At 73.9% G+C, this 19,397-nt stretch carries 21 protein-coding genes; 6 read left to right on the top strand and 15 right to left on the bottom strand.

The window, feature by feature from the left end:
- Nucleotides 1–121: 121 nt before the first annotated feature.
- The 8 genes from ACIPYQ_RS11360 to ACIPYQ_RS11325 all read right to left on the bottom strand — a co-directional run bounded on the left by ACIPYQ_RS11360 (nt 122) and on the right by ACIPYQ_RS11325 (nt 7,035).
- Nucleotides 122–985 carry a tyrosinase family protein gene (locus ACIPYQ_RS11360; protein WP_401248878.1) on the bottom strand — a complete coding sequence of 288 codons (864 nt, stop codon included), beginning with the start codon at nt 983–985 and terminating at the stop codon, nt 122–124.
- A 30-nt stretch (nt 986–1,015) separates the two neighbouring features.
- Nucleotides 1,016–1,387 (bottom strand): tyrosinase family oxidase copper chaperone, encoded by a 372-nt coding sequence (locus ACIPYQ_RS11355; protein WP_361768532.1) that lies wholly within the window; start codon nt 1,385–1,387, stop codon nt 1,016–1,018.
- Between the two features lie 59 nt (nt 1,388–1,446).
- A complete protein-coding gene (locus ACIPYQ_RS11350; RefSeq protein WP_401248874.1) occupies nt 1,447–1,986 on the bottom strand; it encodes a GNAT family N-acetyltransferase in 540 nt (179 codons plus the stop codon).
- A 16-nt stretch (nt 1,987–2,002) separates the two neighbouring features.
- Entirely contained in the window at nt 2,003–2,611 is a 609-nt protein-coding gene (locus tag ACIPYQ_RS11345) for a trimeric intracellular cation channel family protein (protein ID WP_401249374.1), read from the bottom strand.
- Nucleotides 2,612–2,889: 278 nt separating this feature from the next.
- Nucleotides 2,890–3,513, bottom strand: coding sequence for a hypothetical protein (locus ACIPYQ_RS11340; RefSeq protein WP_401248872.1), 624 nt, complete (start codon nt 3,511–3,513; stop codon nt 2,890–2,892).
- Nucleotides 3,514–3,713: 200 nt separating this feature from the next.
- Nucleotides 3,714–4,868: an acyl-CoA dehydrogenase family protein gene (locus ACIPYQ_RS11335; RefSeq protein WP_401248869.1), complete on the bottom strand. Its 1,155-nt coding sequence runs from the start codon at nt 4,866–4,868 to the stop codon at nt 3,714–3,716.
- A complete protein-coding gene (locus ACIPYQ_RS11330) occupies nt 4,865–6,064 on the bottom strand; it encodes an acyl-CoA dehydrogenase family protein (RefSeq protein WP_401248867.1) in 1,200 nt (399 codons plus the stop codon). Before ACIPYQ_RS11330 ends, ACIPYQ_RS11335 begins: the two co-directional genes overlap by 4 nt.
- On the bottom strand, nt 6,061–7,035 hold the full coding sequence (locus tag ACIPYQ_RS11325; protein WP_401248865.1) for an NADPH:quinone oxidoreductase family protein: 975 nt from the start codon (nt 7,033–7,035) through the stop codon (nt 6,061–6,063). Before ACIPYQ_RS11325 ends, ACIPYQ_RS11330 begins: the two co-directional genes overlap by 4 nt.
- 223 nt (nt 7,036–7,258) lie before the next feature.
- On the opposite strand from ACIPYQ_RS11325, the gene ACIPYQ_RS11320 reads away from it, so the two are divergent.
- From ACIPYQ_RS11320 to ACIPYQ_RS11310, 3 genes are read left to right on the top strand one after another with little or no spacing between them, the layout of a single operon-like run.
- Entirely contained in the window at nt 7,259–8,407 is a 1,149-nt protein-coding gene (locus tag ACIPYQ_RS11320; protein ID WP_401248862.1) for a hypothetical protein, read from the top strand.
- A gap of 49 nt (nt 8,408–8,456) precedes the next feature.
- Nucleotides 8,457–9,356: an SDR family oxidoreductase gene (locus ACIPYQ_RS11315; protein WP_362240447.1), complete on the top strand. Its 900-nt coding sequence runs from the start codon at nt 8,457–8,459 to the stop codon at nt 9,354–9,356.
- Nucleotides 9,357–9,391: 35 nt separating this feature from the next.
- The gene (locus ACIPYQ_RS11310; RefSeq protein WP_401248859.1) at nt 9,392–10,195 is read left to right on the top strand and encodes a hypothetical protein; all 804 of its coding nucleotides are present in this window, start codon (nt 9,392–9,394) and stop codon (nt 10,193–10,195) included.
- Here ACIPYQ_RS11310 and ACIPYQ_RS11305 read toward each other — a convergent pair.
- Nucleotides 10,182–11,015 (bottom strand): enoyl-CoA hydratase/isomerase family protein, encoded by an 834-nt coding sequence (locus ACIPYQ_RS11305; RefSeq protein ID WP_401248856.1) that lies wholly within the window; start codon nt 11,013–11,015, stop codon nt 10,182–10,184. The two genes, ACIPYQ_RS11310 and ACIPYQ_RS11305, sit on opposite strands and share 14 nt — an antisense overlap.
- Before the next feature lie 75 nt (nt 11,016–11,090).
- Entirely contained in the window at nt 11,091–11,852 is a 762-nt protein-coding gene (locus ACIPYQ_RS11300) for a PIG-L deacetylase family protein (protein WP_361768554.1), read from the bottom strand.
- Nucleotides 11,853–11,870: 18 nt separating this feature from the next.
- Between ACIPYQ_RS11300 and ACIPYQ_RS11295 the strand changes: the two genes are divergently transcribed.
- Entirely contained in the window at nt 11,871–12,683 is an 813-nt protein-coding gene (locus ACIPYQ_RS11295) for an MBL fold metallo-hydrolase (RefSeq protein WP_401248853.1), read from the top strand.
- A 17-nt stretch (nt 12,684–12,700) separates the two neighbouring features.
- On the opposite strand, the gene ACIPYQ_RS11290 is transcribed toward ACIPYQ_RS11295, so the two are convergent.
- Both ACIPYQ_RS11290 and ACIPYQ_RS11285 read right to left on the bottom strand, forming a co-directional pair.
- Nucleotides 12,701–13,060 carry a DoxX family protein gene (locus ACIPYQ_RS11290; protein WP_401248851.1) on the bottom strand — a complete coding sequence of 120 codons (360 nt, stop codon included), beginning with the start codon at nt 13,058–13,060 and terminating at the stop codon, nt 12,701–12,703.
- Between the two features lie 16 nt (nt 13,061–13,076).
- Nucleotides 13,077–13,571 carry a cupin domain-containing protein gene (locus tag ACIPYQ_RS11285; RefSeq protein ID WP_401248848.1) on the bottom strand — a complete coding sequence of 165 codons (495 nt, stop codon included), beginning with the start codon at nt 13,569–13,571 and terminating at the stop codon, nt 13,077–13,079.
- Nucleotides 13,572–13,652: 81 nt separating this feature from the next.
- On the opposite strand from ACIPYQ_RS11285, the gene ACIPYQ_RS11280 reads away from it, so the two are divergent.
- Nucleotides 13,653–14,504: a LysR family transcriptional regulator gene (locus ACIPYQ_RS11280; RefSeq protein ID WP_401248845.1), complete on the top strand. Its 852-nt coding sequence runs from the start codon at nt 13,653–13,655 to the stop codon at nt 14,502–14,504.
- Nucleotides 14,505–14,603: 99 nt separating this feature from the next.
- On the opposite strand, the gene ACIPYQ_RS11275 is transcribed toward ACIPYQ_RS11280, so the two are convergent.
- The 3 genes from ACIPYQ_RS11275 to ACIPYQ_RS11265 all read right to left on the bottom strand — a co-directional run bounded on the left by ACIPYQ_RS11275 (nt 14,604) and on the right by ACIPYQ_RS11265 (nt 18,165).
- Nucleotides 14,604–15,908: an alpha/beta fold hydrolase gene (locus ACIPYQ_RS11275; protein WP_401249371.1), complete on the bottom strand. Its 1,305-nt coding sequence runs from the start codon at nt 15,906–15,908 to the stop codon at nt 14,604–14,606.
- A gap of 165 nt (nt 15,909–16,073) precedes the next feature.
- On the bottom strand, nt 16,074–17,159 hold the full coding sequence (locus ACIPYQ_RS11270) for an S-(hydroxymethyl)mycothiol dehydrogenase (RefSeq protein ID WP_401248842.1): 1,086 nt from the start codon (nt 17,157–17,159) through the stop codon (nt 16,074–16,076).
- Nucleotides 17,160–17,232: 73 nt separating this feature from the next.
- Entirely contained in the window at nt 17,233–18,165 is a 933-nt protein-coding gene (locus ACIPYQ_RS11265; protein WP_361768568.1) for a LysR substrate-binding domain-containing protein, read from the bottom strand.
- 71 nt (nt 18,166–18,236) lie between these two features.
- Here ACIPYQ_RS11265 and ACIPYQ_RS11260 point away from each other — a divergent pair, with 71 nt between their 5' ends.
- Entirely contained in the window at nt 18,237–19,277 is a 1,041-nt protein-coding gene (locus ACIPYQ_RS11260) for a dihydrodipicolinate synthase family protein (protein WP_401248839.1), read from the top strand.
- Nucleotides 19,278–19,397 lie beyond the last annotated feature (120 nt).

Below are 19,397 nucleotides of genomic sequence, written 5' to 3'. Positions count from 1 at the left end.
ACCTGATCGACGAAGGGGCCCCCGCCGCACGGCGGGGGCCCCTTCGCGTGGGGAGGAGGCCGGACAGGGCGTCCTCGAGGTCTTCGATCCGCGGGACGGCGCGCGGGCCGCCCCCGCCGGATCACTCGTAGCGGTAGAGGTTCTGATGGCCGAGGACCTCGCGCGGGGTGATGTTCCACGGCGGCATGGGCTCGTCGAGGGAGATCACCCGGCCCTGCTGGAGGTCGCCGCGGGGGAGGGGGGTGGCGGGCAGGTAGCCGGCGGTGGGGTGCTTCTGCTGCCAGCGGTCCCAGATCAGGTCCACGAAGGCGTGGTGGAGCCAGAAGGCCGGGTCGTTGGGTGCCGTGCCGCCCGTCATGTGGCCGCCGATCCACTGGTGGACCTTGTTGTGGTTGCGCCAGCGCTCGCTCTTGGGGGCGGCCCAGCCCTCCAGTTTGTTGCGGAAGCCGCCCGCGCCGGCGGTGGAGTCCCACGGCGAGGTGTCGTAGACCGGGTCGTCGATCGCCCACTGCAGTTCGGCCGCGGTAGGCAGCTTGATCGGGTTCTGCGGCCGGCCGAGGTTGCGGGTGAGGAAGGCGGACTCCGTGATGCCCACGGTCACCGTCCAGTTGCCCTTGTCGTAGGCGAACGGCCCGGTCATCACCTTGCGGTCGCTCGCCCGGCCGGTGCCGCCGAGGAAGTCGTCGGCCCAGAGGGAGGAGACCGGGCTGGTGTCGGTGGTCCAGTCCCAGTACGGGATGGACACCGCCGGGTCGAGCGCCTGCAGCTTCCGCTCGAATTCGAGCAGGTACAGCCGGTGCCACGGGAAGAAGGAGGGTGACATGTGCCCGACGCGCAGCTTGCGGTCGCGGTCGGGCACGAAGTACTTGTCGTGCGTGCGCACCAGTGCGTCGTAGGTGCCGTCGCGCTTGAGCTCCAGCACCGCGGTCGTGAACCGCTTCTTCTGGGCACTGGTCAGGTTCTTCTGGTTCTGCCGGGTGTGCAATGCGGGGCTCCTCCCGTTCCCGTGGGTGTGTCAGCCGTGGTGCGGGGCGGCCGCGAACGCCAGCTGGGCCGTGCCGAGTTCGTCGACGGCGGCGCGGGCCAGTTCCATCGGTGTGGCGTAGGACTGGAAGTGGTTGATCCCGCTGAGGTAGCTGCCATCGGCCCGGCGCATGACGTGCAGCGGGCGGCCGTCGATGCGGACCCCGGCGACGTCGACGGCGAGGTGCCGGCCGCGGTACGTCTCCTCCTCGGCGAGTGGCGCCGGGGTGAGGGTCTGCCGGGGGCGCCGGGCGCGCAGGACGGGCGCCAGGGCCGCGGCCGTGCCGGCGAGCACGGCCGCGGTGAAGGCCGTACGGAGGACCGCGCGGCGGGTCAGTGGTGCGGCGGCGGATGCAGCGGACATACGGTCTCCCTCGCTCGGTGGCCGGCGGCTACGGGTCTAACGCCGCGCGGCGGACGAGGTCACCCGTGAGTGCTACACGGCCGCTTGTAGTAGAGGGTCGTGGGGTGCAGGCGGCCGGCCGGATCGGTGGCGTAGTCGGGGATGGTGCCGACCTCCGTCCAGCCCGCGGCGCGGTATACGCGCTCGGCCCCGCTGCCCGTCTCGGTGTCCAGGAACAGCAGCACCACCCCGGCGCGGGCGGCGGCGGTCTCGGCCTCGGCGAGCAGGGAGCGGGCGGTGCCCCGGCCGCGGGCGGCCGGGTGGACCATGAGCTTGCGCAGCTCGGCGCGGTGGCGGCCGTTGGGCTTGGACTCCCGGTACCAGCTGACCGTGCCGTCGATGCGCCCGTCGCCGCCCGTGCGGGAGACCCACAGGACGAGGGATCCCTCCTCGACGGCGGGCAGCAGGGAGTCCCACCAGGCGGCGGCTCCCCCGTGGTCGAGGCCGGCGAGGAAGCCGAGCGAGGAACCGCCCTCGACCACCGCGAGGAGGAGGGCGGCGAGTTCGTCGCGGTGCGCGCGGAGTCCGGCCGCGTCGAGCGCGGTGATGGTCTTCGTCATGCGGTGAGCGTAGGGATCACCCGGGGACGCGCTGCAGGCGGGGCAGGTGCAGGCCGCGGAAGACCGCCGCCAGGCGCAGCAGGAACACGAGGGCGGCGGAGGCGGCGGTGTTGGCCGTGTCCGGGACTCCGGCCCAGTGCAGTCCGAGGTAGGCGGCGCCGCCGGCGAGGGCGGCTGTCGCGTACACCTCCTCGCGCAGGAGCAGCGGCGGAAACTCCCCGCAGAGCACGTCGCGGACCACCTCGTCGGCGACTCCGGTGAGGACGGCGAGGATGAGGACGGCGACGGGGGTGACCTGGGCGTCGATGGCGGCGCGGGCGCCGATGACGGTGACGACGGCGAGCCCGATGGCGTCGACGACCATGAGGGCGCGGTGCGGGAGCTCCCGGCGGCGCAGGTAGATCATGGTCAGGACGGCCACGGAGGCGATGAGGACGAGCAGCACCAGGTCGTGCGTCCAGTAGAGCGGGTGCCGGTCGAGGATGAGGTCGCGCAGGGTGCCGCCGGAGATGGCCGCCGCGAAGGCGAGGACCAACCCGCCGAAGGGGTCCATGCGGGCGCGGTGCGCGGCGAGCACGCCGGAGGCGGCGAAGGCGGCTATGCCGAGGAGGTAGAGGGCGTGCAGCCGGCGCCTCCTTCACGGGGCGGGCGGGTCGTCGGGGGAACCCGTCGAGCCTGCCGCGCCGGGCGCCGCCGCCGCATCGGCCGTTCGGCCATGGCCCCGGTCGGCCGAAGGTACGGCTCACGTGCCCTTCGGCGACGTACGGCGCGGAGGCGTGCGGCGCGGGCGTACGGTGCGGCGCCCGGGTCAACGCGACGGGTTCCGCGCCCCGTTCCGCACCTGGCGGGCGGGGGTGCGGCCCGGATCCCGGCGGCACCGGCCGTGTGGTGTCAGTACAGGTGTCAGTACAGCTTGTTCACCGCGGTGCGCAGGACGTTCTTCCACGGCTCCACCGGCGGGGCTCCCCAGTAGCTCGACCACTCGACGAGGGTGACGGTGTCCCCGTCGCGGCCCACGCCCCACAGGTAGTTGAAGTAGGGGCGCTCGTGGGCACCGCCGTCGACGGTCTGCATGCCCTGGAGCGTGGCGCCCTCCTCCACGTTCACCGCGCCGTGGTCGTATCCCGTCGCGGTGATGCCGGGCCGCTCGTTCTGGCGGCGGGGGCAATCGGCGAAGTTCCGCCGGGCCGCATCCGCGAACTCGGCGGCTTCGGCCTCGGTCGCGAAGACCACCACCTTCTGCTGGGCGGAGGCGGTCTCCGCGGTGGAGAAGTCCCGGTGCCAGACGTTCACCTCGGGCGGCTGCCACGTCCAGTCCTCCAGGCAGTTGTACCGCGAGCCCCAGCCCCGCTGGACCGGCGGGGCGGACCACCCGATCCCGTCCCCGAGGCGGATGTCGGAGATGTACAGGGTCCCCGGCCTCGGCCGCCACGGCTCGGCGCCCGCCGCGGGCCCCGACGTCACGAAGGCCAGCACCGCGGCCGCCGCCACGGCGGCCCATCCGCGCGTCCCCGCACGTACTCCCATCGCTTTCCCCCTGTGCGTACCGGTGTCCCCCGCCCCGACCGGGACGCGGATACGCTCCAGCCTGCGCAACGCCGCCCCGGTCACGGAGGCCCTTCGGAGACGATGACCTGAAATCCCAACGGACTGTCCGAAAACGACAAAGACCCCAACAGGGAACCTTTCCCTCCGGCGGGCGCCCGTCGGCCGGCTCCCGGCAGAGCCTAGGGGGCGGGGAGTTCCGCGAAGTCCGCGACCAGGCCGCGGTGGTGGCCCGCCGTGCCGAGGGCCAGGGAGTCGGCCTTGGCCCGCTTGAGGTAGAGGTGGGCCGGGTGCTCCCAGGTCATGCCGATGCCGCCGTGGAGCTGTACGCACTCCTCGGCGGCCCGGACGGCCACGCCCGAGCAGTAGGCCTGGGCGACGGCGACCGTGAGCGGCGCGTCGGGGGCCTCGGTCGCGAGGGCGTCGGCCGCGGCCCTGGCCGCCGCACGGGCGGAGGCCACGTCGAGCCAGAGCCGGGCGAGGCGGTGCTTGAGGGCCTGGAAGGAGCCGACGGGCCGGTTGAACTGGTGGCGGGTGCGGACGTGCCCGACGGTCTCCGCCAGGCACCATTCGGCGAGCCCGAGCTGCTCGGAGGCGAGCAGTCCCGCCTCGGAGAGCAGGGCTCCGGCGACGGCCGCCCGGGCTGTTGCGGGGTCGGCGAGGCGGGTGCCGGTGGCCGCCCGCAGGGTGACGGTGGCGAGGGGGCGGGTCAGGTCGAGGGGGACCTGCGGGGTCAGCTCGGCGGAGGCGGCCGGGACGGCGTACAGCCCGGTGTCGGCGAGGACGAGCAGGACGTCGGCGGCCACCGCGTCGGCGACGGAGGTGACGGTGCCGGTCAGTGCCCCGCCGCCGGAGTCCCGGACCGCGGGCCGCAGGGGCGCCCCGGGGGCGAGGGTCAGCGGCACGGCGGGTGCGCACACCGTGTGGCCGGAGGCCAGTTCCCGCAGCAGCGGGGCGGCTTCCGGGGTGTCGCAGCCGAGCAGGATCTCCGTGGCCAGCACGGCACTGGTCAGGTACGGAACGGGCGCCACCGCCCGGCCCAGCTCCTCCAGGACCACGGCCGCCTCGCGGTGGCTCGCGCCCTGTCCCCCGAGCTTCTCGGGTACGAGGAGCCCGGCGGCGCCGATCTCGACGGCGAGGGTGTGCCACAGCGCCGGGTCGTGCGGCCGGCCGGTCTCGGCCCGGGCGAGGACGGTCTTCGCGTCGCAGCGGTCGGCGAGGAGGGCGCGTACGGCGGAGCGGAGCTCCTCCTCGGTCTCGGAGTAGAGCAGGTCGGTGGGTGCCGTCGGCAGGGTGGGCGCCGTCGTCTGCGCCGCCGGCGTCGTGCGTGCTGTCATCGGGAGAGGTCCTTCCACGCGAGGTCCTTGTCGTCGCGCGGCTCGGGGGGCAGGCCGAGGACCCGTTCGGCGACGATGTTGAGGAGGATTTCGCTGGTGCCGCCCTCGATGCTGTTGCCCTTGGCGCGCAGGTAGCGGTAGCCGGCGTCGCGGCCGGTGAAGTCGACCAGTTCGGGCCGGCGCATGGTCCAGTCCTCGTACAGGAGGCCCTCCTCGGAGAGGAGTTCGACCTCCAGTGCGCTGATCTCCTGGTTGAGCCGGGCGAAGGTGAGCTTCATGCCCGACCCCTCGGGGCCGGGCTGTCCGGCGGCGAGCTGCTGGCGCAGCCGTTCCCCGGTGAGGCGGGCGACCTCGGCCTCGACCCACAGTTCCAGCAGCCGCTGGTGGAGGGCGTGGGTGCGCAGCTCGGGGCGCTCGCGCCAGACGGCGGCGACCGGCGCGATCATGCCGCCCTCGCGCGGGATGCGCATGCCGCCGATGGAGACCCGTTCGTTCATCAGGGTGGTGCGGGCGACGGCCCAGCCCTCGCCGACGGCACCGAGGCGGTGGCCGTCGGGGATGCGGACCCCGGTGAGGAAGACCTCGTTGAACTCGGCCTCGCCGGTGATCTGGCGCAGCGGCCGGACCTCGACACCGGGGGCGTGCATGTCGCAGAGGAAGTAGGTGATGCCCTGGTGCTTGGGGAGTCCGGGGTCGGTGCGGGCGATCAGGATGGCCCAGCGGGCGGTGTGGGCGCTGGAGGTCCACACCTTCTGGCCGTCCACGATCCAGTCGCCGGAGCCCGTCTCGCGGACCGCGCGGGTGCCGAGCGCGGCCAGGTCGGATCCGGCGCCGGGCTCGCTGAAGAGCTGGCACCAGACTTCCTCGCCGGTCCACAGGGGGCGCAGGAAGCGGTTCTTCTGCTCGTCGGTGCCGTACGCGAGGATCGTGGGCGCGGCCATGCCGAGGCCGATGCCGATGCGGCGCGGGTCGTTGTCGGGGGCGCCGGCGGCCTCCAGCTCGGCGTCGACGACGGCCTGCAGGGTGCGGGGTGCGCCGAGGCCGCCGAGGCCCTCGGGGTAGTGGACCCAGGCGAGTCCGGCGTCGAAGCGGGCCCGCAGGAAGTCGGTGCGGGCGGTGTCCCCTGGCGGGTGCGCGGCGAGCAGGTCCCGTACGCGGGCGCGCAGCTCCTCGGCGGTGGTGGCCGCGGCGGTCATCGCGGGCCCCCGTCCTGTGCCGGTACGACGACGAGGCGGCCGGTGGTGGTCCCGTCGGCGAGGCGCTGCACGGCGTCGGCAGCTGCGGCGAGCGGAACCCGTTCGCTGACCAGCGGTTTCACGGCGCCTTCGGCGGCGAGCCGGGTGAGCTCGGTGTGGCAGGCGAGGATGGCGGCGGGTTCCTTGGTGGCGTAGAGCCCCCAGTGCAGGCCGAGGATGGCGTAGTTCTTCACGAGTGCGTGGTTGAGGGCGGGGGCCGGGATGGTGCCGCTCGCGAAGCCGACGACGACGATGCGGCCCTCGAAGGCGACGCACTTGGCGGAGGCGGTGTAGGAGTCGCCGCCGACCGGGTCGTAGACGACGTCGGCGCCGCGCCCGCCGGTGAACTCCTTGACGCGGGAGACGAGGTCCTCCGCCGTACGGTCGATCACCAGGTCGCAGCCGAGCTCCTCGGCGGTGTGCGCCTTGGCCTTGCCTCCGACGACCCCGATGACGGTGGCCCCGGCGGCCTTGCCGAGCTGGACGGCGGCGCTGCCGACCCCGCCGGCGGCGGCGTGGACGAGGAGGGTCTCGCCGCTCTGGAGGCGGGCGCGGCGGTGCAGGCCGAACCAGCCGGTCTGGTAGCCGATGTGCAGGGCGGCGGCCTCGGCGTCGTCGAGGGTGTCCGGGGCCGGGAGCAGGGCGCGCGCCGCGGCGGTGACGTACTCGGCGAAACCTCCGTGCGGCAGGCTCGGGTTGGCGATGACCCGGCGGCCGTCCTCGGTCTCGCCGCAGATCTCGACGCCGGGGGTGAAGGGCAGGGGCGGCCGGATCTGGTACTGCCCGCGGACGAGCAGCGCGTCGGGGAAGTTGACGTTCGCCGCGAGCACTTTGAGCCTCACCTCGCCCTCGCCGGGCACCGGCTCGGGAACCTCTTCGAGGCGCATGGCCTCACGGGGCTCACCCGGGGTATGTACTCGCCATGCCTGCATCCGGGGCCTCCAGCCGCCGTCGAGGAATCACGCTCCGCGCGCATACTAAGCGGTCGCTTGCCCTTCTGTGAACCCATCGCCTCCGAAGGTGTGTGCAGGGGGCCTGTTTGTCGTGCAGCATGTGTCCCGTAGATCAACAGTGATCGACATCGATCAACAGGCAGATGCCACAGGGCACATGACCCGCACCATCGGGGGGACTCGCACCATGAACGGAATCAGGATGAGAAGCGTGACGGCCGCGGCGGGGGCCGCCGCCGTCCTCGCAGGGCTGATCACCGCCGCCGGACCGGCCTCGGCCGCCGCCGCGGCGTGCAGCCCCGCCATCGAGCTGCTGCCCGCCCTGCCGGGGCTGAGCGGGGGCACCGTGGCGGGCTTCGGTACCGGCGGACTCGTCGTCGGCGAGAGCGGCGGCCGGCCCGCCTACTGGACCGGCGCGGAGCACACGGTCCACGCCGTCCCGCTGCCCGCCGGCTTCGACCGGGGCCGCATCAAGGCCGTCAGCGCCAAGGGGCTGATGGTGGGCACGGCCAGCCGCGACTCGGACCGGGCCGGCATCGCCTTCACCCACCAGCTGGGCTCCGCGACCTCCGAGGCCCTGACCGCTCCCCTGCCCGAGTGGCAGGACGTCGGCGTCGACGTCAACGAGTCGGGCCGGGTCGTCGCCGTGGACAACGGCGTCGCCAAGGAGTGGGTGAACGGCAAGGTCGTACGCGAACTGCCGGTTCCCGCGGGCGAGATCCCCGGCACCAGGATCACCTCGCTGAACGGCATCAACAAGCGCGGCGACATCGTCGGCACGGCCACCGGCTCCTACTTCGACGCCGACAACGACATCCAGGTCACCAAGACCTTCCCGGTGGTCTGGCCCGCCGGCGGCGGCTACCCGCCCTACAGCCTCCAGGTGTGGAACGGCTACCACCACTCGTTCTCCACGATCGGCCGGGACATCGACGACCGCGGCCGCGTCGTCGGCGTGGAGGACTACTACTACCGCAACGACCCGAAGCTGACCCCGGCCGTCTGGAAGAAGCCGTACGACGCCCTGCCCGCCGACCCGGGCCGGCTGAACGGCTACCGCGACCTGGAGCTCTCGGGCACCAGCCCCACCACGAACGTGGCCGTCGGCACCGCCACGAACTTCGAGGAGAGCTGGGCCAGCTACTTCCAGGCCGTCTACTGGCCCGGGAAGGGTGCTCCGCTGGCGCTCCCCTTCCCGGCCGGCGCCCCGGGCGCCGTGCCGCTCAGCCGCGCCTTCGCCGCCGGCGACGACGACCGGGTCGGCGGCACCGTGAGCGACCGGGAGACCGGGGCGAGCAGCGCCGTGATCTGGACCTGCGCGAGCAAGCAGGCGTACGCGCCGAAGGGCTGATCCCGTCCCGGGCATGGTGATCTCGGCGCCCGCGCGCTATCGATGCCCCATGACGGACGAGAATCCGCGCGGCCTGCCCGCGCCCCCGCCGCTCGGCGCCGCCGCCCTGCCCCCCGGTACGTACGCGGGGCAGGTGGTCCTCGTGACCGGCGGCGGCACCGGGCTGGGCAAGGCCATCGCCGCCGAGTTCGCGCGGCTCGGCGCCGATCTGGTGATCGCCGGACGGCGCTCCGGGCAGCTCGAGGCGGCGCGGGAGGAGCTGGCGGCCGTACCCGGCGCGGGCCGGGTGACGGCCGCGGTCTGCGACATCAGGGATCCCGAGCGGGTGGCGGAGGTCTTCGACGCGGCCGAGGCGGCGCTCGGGATCCCGGACGTCCTGGTCAACAACGCGGCCGCGAATTTCCCCTCTCCCGCCGAGGACCTGTCGCCGAACGCCTGGCGGGCGGTGGTCGACATCACCCTGACCGGGACCTGGTTCGTGACCCGCGAGTTCGGCCGCCGCCACCTGGCCGCCGGCACCCCCGGGTCGATCGTGAACATCGGCGCCTCGTACGCCTGGACGGGCGGCCCCGGCTTCGCCCACAGCGCCGCCGCCAAGGCCGGGGTGAAGAACCTGGTGGAGACCCTCGCCGTCGAGTGGGGCCCGTACGGCATCCAGATCAACGGGCTGGTGCCCGGGCTGTTCCCGCACGCCGACATGACCGAGGACATCCGCGGCGGCCTGGAGCGGGCCGCGCCCGACTCCAAGGACGCCCGGCAGCCCGCCCTGCGGGTCGGCGCTCCGCGCGAACTGGGCTGGGCCGCCACCTTCCTGGCCTCGCCCTACGCCCGCTTCGTCACCGGCCACACGCTGGTGGTCGACGGGGCGAACTGGCAGCGCCGGTCGCTGGTCAACCCCGAAGTGGTCCCGGTCCGCAGCCAGCTGGGCCGCGGCCCGTTCACCCCCTGAGGCCGGTTGTCAGTGGCCGGTGCGAGGATCGCACCATGTCTCTCGCCGATCTGACCCTTGACCGCTGGCGCGCGCTCGACCCGGCCGCCGCCGGACGCATCGCGCACGAGGCCGCCGCGCAGGTGGGCGGCCGGGTGGTGCTGCTCGACACCGTCGAGCACCTGGGCGGGCCCCTGCACCGGGTCCGCATCGAGCGCGAGGGGCAGGAGTTCGCCCTCATACCCGGCGGGACGGTGCGGCTGGGGTTCGACCCGGACGCCTTCGCGGCGACGCCCGCACAGAGCGCCGACTACGCGGAGAGCGTGGCGGAGGGGTACGGGTACGGGCAGCCCGACCTGACGTCGTATCTCGCCGAGGTGCTCAGCCCGCTGCGCACCGCGACGCTGGCCACCGTGCTCATGGCCGTGGAGGACGAGGCCCTGAGCGATCACCCGTCCGGCATGCCGGACGCCCTCGCGGCGCGCGGGCTGCGGATGCCCGGCGCCGACGAGTGGGAGCACGCGTGCGGGGCCGGTGCGGGCACCCTGTTCCGGTGGGGGAACGAGTGCCCCCTGGACGAGCCGTCGTACGGGGGCAGCGGCGGCGTACGGCACGAACCGAACGCCTTCGGCCTGCACATCGCCTACGACAGCTACGGCACGGAGCTCGGCGGGGACCCGACCGCGGTGCACGGCGGCGACGGCGGCGAGGCCGTCTGCGGCGGATACGGCGACCTGCTCGCCTGGCTGCCGCTGGCCACCGCCAACCGCAACCCGTACATGGCCGAGTTCGTGTACGGGCCGGAGGGCGAGGGCATGTACGAGGAGTTCTCGACCCGGCCCGTGCTCAGCCTCCGCTGAAGCGCGGGGGCCGGCGGGCCGCCTTGGCCGTGTAGCCCTCCCGGCAGTCCTCCGAGGTGAGGGTGAGGGCCGCGGTCATCGCCACGCGGTCGAGGGCCGCGGGCAGGGCGGCGTCGGCGTATCCGTCGACCGCCCGCTTGATGCCCTGCACCGCGAGGGGCGCGTTCGCGGCGATCTCCCGCGCCACCTCGCGGGAGGCGGAGTCCAGGTCCTCGGCGGGGACGACCAGTTGGACCAGGTTGAGCCGCTGCGCCGTGGCGGCGTCGATGCGGCGGCCCGTCAGGGCCAGGTACTTGGCCCAGCCCGCGCCCGCCTCGCGGGCGATGCGCAGGTCGCCGCCCGCGTCCACCGCCACGCCCAGCTGGGCTTCCGGCAGGGCGAAGATGGCGTCCTCGGCGGCCACCCGGACATCGGCCATCAGTGCCAGCTCGAAGCCGAAGCCCAGGCAGTAGCCCTGGACCGCGGCCACCACGGGCTGCGGGAGGCGGGCGAGGACCGCGAACCGCTCGTGGACCCAGCGGATGCCCTCGTAGTAGTTGCGGGTGCGCTCGGCGGCGGATCCGCCCGTGATGCCGCCGCCGGGGGCGGTCACGTCGATGCCGGCGCAGAAGGCCCGGCCCTCGGCCCTCAGCAGCACCGCCCGGACGGACGCGTCGAAGCGGATCCGGTCCGCGAGCAGGCCGAGCTGGCGGGTGGACTCCCAGCTCCAGCCGTTGAGCTTGTCCGGGCGGCACAGGGTGAGGACCGCGAGGCCGTCCCCGACCTCCAGCCGGATCCGCTCCTCACCCTCCGCGATCTCCGTGGAGATGGTGTCGATCACCCTGTCCCGCACCCCCGGCCCAATGGCTGACAACGAACTGACAAACTGACGAGCCGTCAGACTAGGGGTGGCCGGTCAGCGGGGGAAGACCTCGAACGGCACGGCCGGGCGGCCGCCGAAACGGGCCGCCGCCTGCTGGGCGTTGCCGGTGAGGAAGGTACGGACGTACTCCTCGGGGTCCTGGTCCGTGAGCGCCTCGATGTACGCCTTGTGCTCCAGCAGGGACTTCACCGAACGCTCCAGCCCCGGGCCCGCGTCGGCCGCGTGCGTCGGGGTGGTGGATCCGGCCACCGCGACCCAGCGCACGCCGTTCCACGGCTCCAGGCCCTGCTCGATGAGTTCGGGGAAGATCCAGCGGTTCCCGGCGTCCCCGGCCGCGTCCAGGACGGCCCGGCCGACGGCCTTGTGGTCGGGGGTGTTCCAGTAGCCGCCGCCCTGCGCGCCGCCCCACGTGTCACGGTGGTTGAGGGTGACGATCAGCTCGGGCCGGTGCCGCCGGACGGCCGCGGCGATGTCCCGGCGCAGATCGAGGCCGTATTCGACGACTCCGTCGCGGTAGTCCAGGAACTCCACTTCGGACACGCCTACGACGGCGGCACTGGCCCGCTGCTCCGCCTCGCGCAGCGGACCGCAGTCGGCGGGGGCGATGCTGTCGATGCCCGCCTCGCCGCGCGTGGCGAGGAGGTAGACGACCTCCCGGCCCCCGTCCGTCCAGTCCGCGATGGCCGCCGCGCACCCGTACTCCAGGTCGTCGGGGTGCGCGACCACCGCGAGGGCGCGGGTCCAGTCGGTGGGCATGGGCTGCAAGGCGGGCTGCTGATCAGGTTGTTCGGTCATGTCTCGCACAATAGGCGAATGGACCGTCATGGACAGGTGGTGGCGCTGCTCGACGCCACGGGGATCTTCTTCGAGCCCGTCCGCACCGCCTTTCCCGGGGCGGACGAGACCGCGTGGGCCCGGGCCGCGCTGCTGGATCCGGGCGCGGCCGGGCCGGACGGGGCATGGAGGCTGGACTTCCGGTGCTTCGCGATCGCCCGGCCCGGCGGCCGCTGGGTGCTGGTGGACGCCGGGGTCGGGCCGGCCCCGTCCCCCGCCGCCGCGTGGGCACCGGTCCCGGGGCGGCTGCCGGACGCCCTCGCCGCGGCCGGCATCGACCCGGCCGACGTGGAGGCGGTGGTCCTGACCCACCTTCACGAGGACCACGCGGGCTGGACGTCGGGGGCGGACGGCGAGCCGTTCTTCCCGGACGCCCGGTACGTCGTCCAGCGCGCCGAGGTAGCCGCGCTGGACCGGGCGGATCCGGTGTGGGACTGGACGGTGGCGCCGCTGCGGGCGAGCGGCCGGCTGCACGAGGTGGACGGGACCCACCGGTTGGCCCCCGGCATCACCCTGCTCCCGACGCCCGGGCACACCCCCGGGCACCAGTCGGTCCTGGTGGATCAGGGCACGGGAGCCCGGAACGTGGTGGTCACCGGGGACGTACTCGTGCACGCGGTGCAGCTGGGCGATCCGGCGGTGCCGTACTCCCACGAGCGCGACCGGGAAACCGCCCGGGCCTCGCGCGAGGCCCTGCTGGCGCGGGCCCGGGAGCGCGGCGCCCTCCTGGCCACCGCGCACCTGACCCGCGCGTTCGTCGAGCCCGGGGAAACGCCGCCGGGCCGGCCCTGACGGACGCAGGTGCTCCATCACAGCCCGGTGGCCAGCCAGATGGTCACGGCCGCCGTGGTGATGAGCCCGACGTTGAGTGCGATCCGGCGGTCGTCGCCGGTCAGGTGGACGGCGATCGCACCTGCCTGGAGGAGTACGAAGCCGCCGGCCGCGGCCGGCGCCAGCGGGAGCGCGATGCCGGTCAGCGGCGGCAGGATCAGGCCGGTCGCGCCCAGTATTTCGACCGTCCCCAGCGCCCTGAGGGCGGGCAAGGGCATGCGGTCGACCCAGGACATCATCGGCCGGAGCTGATCGCGGCTGCGGATCACCTTCAGCGTGCCCGCGTAGAGGTAGAAGAGGGCGAGCAGTCCCGCGACGATCCAGTAGGCGATGTTCATGGTTCCCGTTCTTGAGTCAGTCGAGGTCGGTGGCGGGCTCGGTCGCGTAGCGGCCCATCGCGTCGATGTTGGCCTGTGGCGTGAGGGGCCGGCCGCCGGCGAGTACCTCCTGGAGGTCCCGGAAGTACTGCACGTACAGGTCGGGGGTGAAGGTGCTGAGCAGGACGGCGGGCTGGTCGGTCAGGTTGGCGAAGGTGTGCGGGGTGCCGGGCGCAACCATCACGAGGGTGCCCGTGGCGGCGTCGTGGTCCTCGTCCCCGACGGTGAACCGCACGGTTCCGGACAGGACGTAGAAGCCCTCGTCGTGCAGGCCGTGGCGGTGCTGCGGCGGCCCCTGGGTGTGCGGGGCGAGGACGGACTCGGCGATCGCGAGGCGGTGCCCGGTGTGACTGCCGTCCTCCAGAACCCGCATGCGGGTGGTACCCAGAACGATCATCTCGCCATCGCCGGGACCCATCACCGATACGGCGGGGTGGGTCTGCGGCTCGCTGCTGTTCGTTTTTTCGGTCATGCCCACGAGTTCACCGCCGGGGCTCCAGGACTGTCCAAGACCTGTCCCGCAGCATCGATACCTCGTGGGTATCGTTGCAGCGTGGAGCTACGGACCTTGCGTTACTTCGTGGCCGTCGCCGAGGAACTCCACTTCGGCCGGGCCGCCACCCGACTGCACATGAGTCAGCCGCCGCTGAGCCGGGCGATCAAGCGGTTGGAGGCCGAGGTCGGGGCCCTGCTGTTCGCCCGCTCGCCGACCGGCGTCACGCTCACTCCGGTGGGCACGGTACTGCTCGACGAGGCGCGGGCCCTGCTCGACCATGCCGACCGCGTCCGGGTGCGCGTGAGCGCGGCAGCCGGCACCGCGACCATCACCGTCGGCATCCTGGGCGACGGCACCGACCCGGGAGTGTCCAGGCTGGCCGCCGCCTACCGCCGAACCCACCCCGGCATCGACATCCGCATCCGCGACACCGATCTGACCGACCCCACCTGCGGGCTGCGCACCGGACTGGTCGACGTCGCCCTGACCCGGGCGCCGTTCGACGAGACCGCCCTGACGGTACGTGCGCTGCGAACCGATCCGGTCGGCGTGGTCCTGCGCACCGACGATCCGCTGGCCCGCCGCGACCGGCTGCGGCTGGCCGAGCTGGGCGACCGCCGCTGGTTCCAGTTCCCGCAGGGCACCGACCCCCTCTGGCAGTCGTACTGGAACGGCGGCACGCCGCGCGAGGGCCCGGTGGTGCGCGCCGTCCAGGAATGCCTGCACGCCGTGCTGTGGAACGGCACGGTCGGCCTGGCCCCCCTCGGCCACGACCTGCCCGCGGGGTTGACCGTGGTGCCGCTGATCGACATGGTGCCGAGCCGAGTGGTGGCGGTGCACAACGAAGGTGACACCAACCCGTTGATCCGATCCTTCATCGAGATCGCGGCAGCCGCCTACCGTCACTGAGCGCCGGCAAGTGGTGAACACACGCTGTCCGTTCTCGTGAACGGAGCCACCGGCCCGGCCGACGCCGTCAGCCGTCGGCCGTGGCGGGCACCGGTGGTCTCAGGCCTCGTCCCGCACGAGGGAGATCAGCCGGTCCAGGACGCGGGTACCGCTCGCGCGGACGCCGTCGTGCTCGAACTCGTCCGTCACCCAGGTCCGCAGGCCGCGTACGGCGCGGGCGGTGGCCAGGGAGTCGGCGGTGTCCACGTACATGTCGTCGTGGTAGACGGCGGCCGCCACCGGTACCTCGTTGGCCGCGAGGCGCGCCGGGTCGTAGAGCGGCTGCCAGCCGGTACGGGCGGCCAGCAGTTCGGCGGTCTCGCGCAGCGGGGCGAGGGACGGGTCGGTGGTGAAGTGCCAGGGGTGGATGGTCTCGCCGGTGAAGAGCACGGGCTCGTCGCCCGCGAGGGCCTTCGCCGCGTCGAAGCGGGGGTGGCCCGCGCGGACCCGCTCGGCCGCCCAGGCGGTGGGCACGGCCGGGTCCTGGGCGTAGATCGCCTCGTGGACCAGCGCGTAGAGGGGGTGACCGGCGAAGGAGAGCAGGGCGCGGGCGCCCTCCAGGAAGGCGTCGGAGAGGGCCTCGCCCGCCGGGGTCGGCACGAAGGCGTCCTCCAGCAGGTAGTGGAGCTGGTGGCTGCCGTCGCCGCCGCCGAGGAGGATGCCGAGGGACTGGAAGCCCTCGACGGTGAGGCGGTGGCCGCCGGGGAGTTCGGCCGGGTGGTCCGCGAGGTGGGCGGCGATCCGGCGGGCGCGCTCCACGTCCATCGGGTAGCGGGCGTAGTGGGCCAGGTTCTTGCGCTCGATGCGGGGGAACGCGGCCTCGTACACCTCGTCGGCGGTGGCGGTGAGGGAGGGCAGGCCGCCGGTGATCAGGGCGGCGCTGAGGCCCTCGGGGGCGGTGGAGAGGTAGTGGGTCGCGCAGAAGCCGCCGAAGCTCTGGCCGAGCACGGTCCAGGGGGCTCCGCCGGTCAGGCCGGGGCGGATGGCCTCGGCGTCGCGCACGATGGAGTCGGCGCGGAAGTGGGCGAGGTACTCCGCCTGCTGCGCGGGGGTGCCGCGCAAGGGCAGGGTCTGCCGGTTCACCGGGGTGGAGCGGCCGGTTCCGCGCTGGTCGAGGAGCAGCACCCGGTACTCGGTCAGCGCGCGCTCCAGCCAGGCCTGGCGGCCGATGAACCGGCGGGCGCCGAAGCCCGGACCGCCCTCCAGGTACAGCAGCCACGGCAGGGTCTCGGGGTCCTTGCCGGTGGCGACGACCTCGCGGGCGTACAGCTCGATCCGCTCCCCGTCCGGGCGGGCGTGGTCCAGGGGGACGGTGAACCGGTGGTCGGTGAGGACCGTGCCGGGCTGGCGGTAGCGGTGGGCGATGGTCACGGGCGGCCCCCTGGGGTACGAGGTGCGAAATGGCGCGCCCCGGCCGGGTGGCGGCGGGGCGCGGTGGTGGCGGTCCGCCGAGTCTATGGGGTGCCCTGCCGACCGGGCCGGGCCCCGCGGGGTCTGCGGTGGGCTCCGGCCCGCTCGGCGGGTGCGGTGTCAGAACTCGACGACCGAGCGGAGCACCTCGCCGCGTTCCATCCGGGCGAAGGCGTCCTCGACCCCGTCGAGCGGGATGGTCTCGGAGACGAAGGCGTCCAGGTCGAGCCGGCCCTGCAGGTAGAGGTCGATGAGCAGCGGGAAGTCGCGCTCGGGCAGACAGTCCCCGTACCAGGAGGACTTGAGGGCGCCGCCGCGGCCGAAGACGTCGAGGAGCGGGAGTTCGAGCTTCATCTCCGGGGTCGGCACGCCGACCAGGACCACCGTCCCGGCGAGGTCGCGCGCGTAGAAGGCCTGCCGGTAGGTCTCGGGCCGGCCCACGGCTTCGATGACCACGTCCGCGCCGTTGCCCCCGGTCAGGCTCTGGACGGCCTTGACCACGTCCTCGGTGCGGCCGTTGACGGTGTGGGTGGCGCCCAGGCCGCGCGCCCACTCCAGCTTCCGGTCGTCCAGGTCCACCGCGATGATCTTCGACGCACCCGCGAGGCGGGCTCCGGCCACGGCCGCGTTGCCCACTCCCCCGCAGCCGATGACGGCGACGGAGTCCCCCCGGCCGACGTTGCCGGTGTTCAGGGCGGCGCCGAGGCCGGCCATCACCCCGCAGCCGAGGAGTCCGGCGGCGGCGGGGGCCGCGGCCGGGTCCACCTTGGTGCACTGGCCGGCCGCCACCAGGGTCTTCTCGGCGAAGGCGCCGATGCCCAGGGCCGGGGACAGCGGGGTGCCGTCCTCCAGGGTCATGGGCTGGGTGGCGTTGTGCGTGGCGAAGCAGTACCAGGGCCGTCCGCGCTTGCAGGCGCGGCAGGTGCCGCACACCGCACGCCAGTTGAGGACGACGAAGTCGCCGGGGGCCACGGAGGTGACGTCCGGGCCGACGGATTCGACGATTCCGGCGGCCTCGTGGCCGAGCAGGAAGGGGAACTCGTCGTTGATCCCGCCCTCGCGGTAGTGCAGGTCGGTGTGGCAGACCCCGCAGGCCTGGACCTTGACGAGCGCCTCGCCGGGTCCCGGGTCGGGCACGAGGATCGTCGTCGTCTCCACCGGTGCGCCCTTGCTCCGGGCGATGACTCCTCGTACGCGATGCGTCACGTCGTACCCCGCTCTGATCGAATCGGTCTGGATCAACGAACGTACACGGGCGCCACTCGGTACGGGAGTTGTGTCACGTTTCGGCACGCGACTCGACCAGATCCGGTGGTACGGCCGCCCGGAGCGCCGCGCCGAAGGCGGCCACGGCGGGATGGGCGCCGGCCCCGCTGCGGAAGGCGAGGCCGGTACGGCGCCGCACGGGCAGACGGGTGAGGCGCACGGCCGGATCGGCGGGGCCGGTGACTCCGAGCTGCGGTACGAGGGCCACGCCCTGGCCGGCCGCGACCAGCGCGAGCACGGTGGCGAACTCGTCGACCTGGTGGCGGACCCGCGGCGTGAAACCGGCGGCCTGGCAGGCCCGCACGGTCATGGCGTGGCAGAGGGTGCCGGGCGTGGCGGTGATCCAGGGCGCCCCGGCGTGGGTGCGCAGGGCCGCGCCCTGGTCGTGACCCTCGGAGGGCTCGGGGGTCCCCCCGGCGGGCGCGGCCAGGTACATCGCCTCGGTGTAGAGCGGCTCGGTGGCCAGTCCCGGCTCCCGCGGGACGGGGACGAAGTCGTACGCGTGGACCAGAGCAACGTCCAGGTCGCCGGCCCGCAGGGCGTGCGCCACCGCCGCCGGGTCGGTCTCGGAGACCATCGGCTCCAGGGCGGGGTGGTGCCGGGCGAGGTCGGCCAGGGCGGCCGGGACGATGGCCCGGGTGGCGGTGGGGAAGGCGCCGATCCGCAGGGCTCCGGCGAGGCCGCCGCGGGCCCGGGCGAGGTCGGCGTCGGCCTGTTCGAGCCGTTCGAGGACGGCCTCGGCGTGCCGGACCAGGTTCTCCCCCGCCGGGGTGAGCCGCACCCGGCGGCCGGTGCGCTCCAGCAGGGGCAGGCCGGCCTCCCGTTCCAGCACGCCGAGCTGCTGGGAAACCGCCGAAGGGCTGAACGCGAGGGCTTCGGCCACGGCGGCGATGGTGCCGCGGCGGGCGAGTTCGCGCAGCAGGCGCAGGCGTCGTACGTCGAGCATCGGCTCAGCTTACGGTTCGCGTAAGAAATGCGAACTGGATTTGACGCTCCGGGCGGGTGAGGCTCTTCGTCATGGGACAGGACATGGCACAGGACATGGCACAGCACACGGCGCGGCACGGGGCACGGCACACGACGGGGCACGGCGCGGAGGACCTTCCGCTCCACGGGATCCACGTACCGCTCGTCACCCCCTTCACCCCCACCGGGGACGTCGCCGCAGGGGCCCTGGAGGCACTCGCGCACGAGGTGCTCGACGCGGGCGCCACCGGGATCGTCGCCCTCGGCACCACCGCGGAGGCGGCCGCCCTGGACGAGGCGGAGCGCGATCTCGTCACCGAGGTGTGCGCCGGGGTCTGCCGGGAGCGCGGCGCGCTGCTGACGGTCGGCGCAGGGGCGAGCGGCACCCGGGCCGCCGAGGCCTCGCTGGCCCGGCTCGCGCGGTGGCCCCAGGCGCGGGCGGCGCTGGTGACCGTGCCCGCGTTCGTACGACCCTCCGCGCCGGGGGTGCTGGCGCACTTCGCGCGGCTGGCGGAGGTGAGCCCCGTACCGCTGATCGTCTATCACATCCCCTATCGCACCGGGCAGCCGCTGGAGGCGGCCGCGCTGCGGGCCCTCGGGGCACTGCCGGGGGTGGCCGGGATGAAGTACGCGGGCGGCGGCATCGACCAGGACGCGGTGGCACTGCTCGGGGACCTGCCGGCCGGGTTCGAGGTGCTGGCGGGCGACGACGCGTACCTGTCTCCGCTGCTGGCGCTGGGCGCGGCGGGCGGGATCCTCGCCTCGGCGCATCTGGCGACGGAGCGATTCGTGGAGCTCGTGCAGGCCTGGCGGTCCGGTGACGTGGCCCGGGCGCGGCCGCTGGGGCACGCGCTGGCCCGGATGTCGGCGGCGGCCTTCGCCGAACCCAATCCGGCGGTCGTCAAGGGCGTGCTGCACGCGCAGGGCCGCATTCCGAGCCCCGGCGTACGGCTCCCGCTGCTGCCCGCCTCGGAGGCGGCGGTGGCGGCCACCCTGGAGCGGCTGGGCGAACTTCCCGCCGGCCCCGCCGCAGCAGGCGGCGGATGCCGGAAAGAGTCCGTGATGGGCGATTTGCGATCTAAGCGCCCGTAGCCCGAATAAGCCGCATCGAGACGGGACTTGCCCGTATTGGGCAAAGGGGCCTCGGCCCGTGATGTGAGTCACGCCGGAGAGGCCAACATCATTTCCACAGAACAGCCGGTTCCCTTTTCC

The organism is Streptomyces sp. NPDC090045 (assembly GCF_044747975.1).
Classification (GTDB): Bacteria; Actinomycetota; Actinomycetes; order Streptomycetales; family Streptomycetaceae; genus Streptomyces.
Note: the sequence above shows the minus strand (reverse complement) of the source record. Positions and strands in the feature narration are given on the sequence as shown.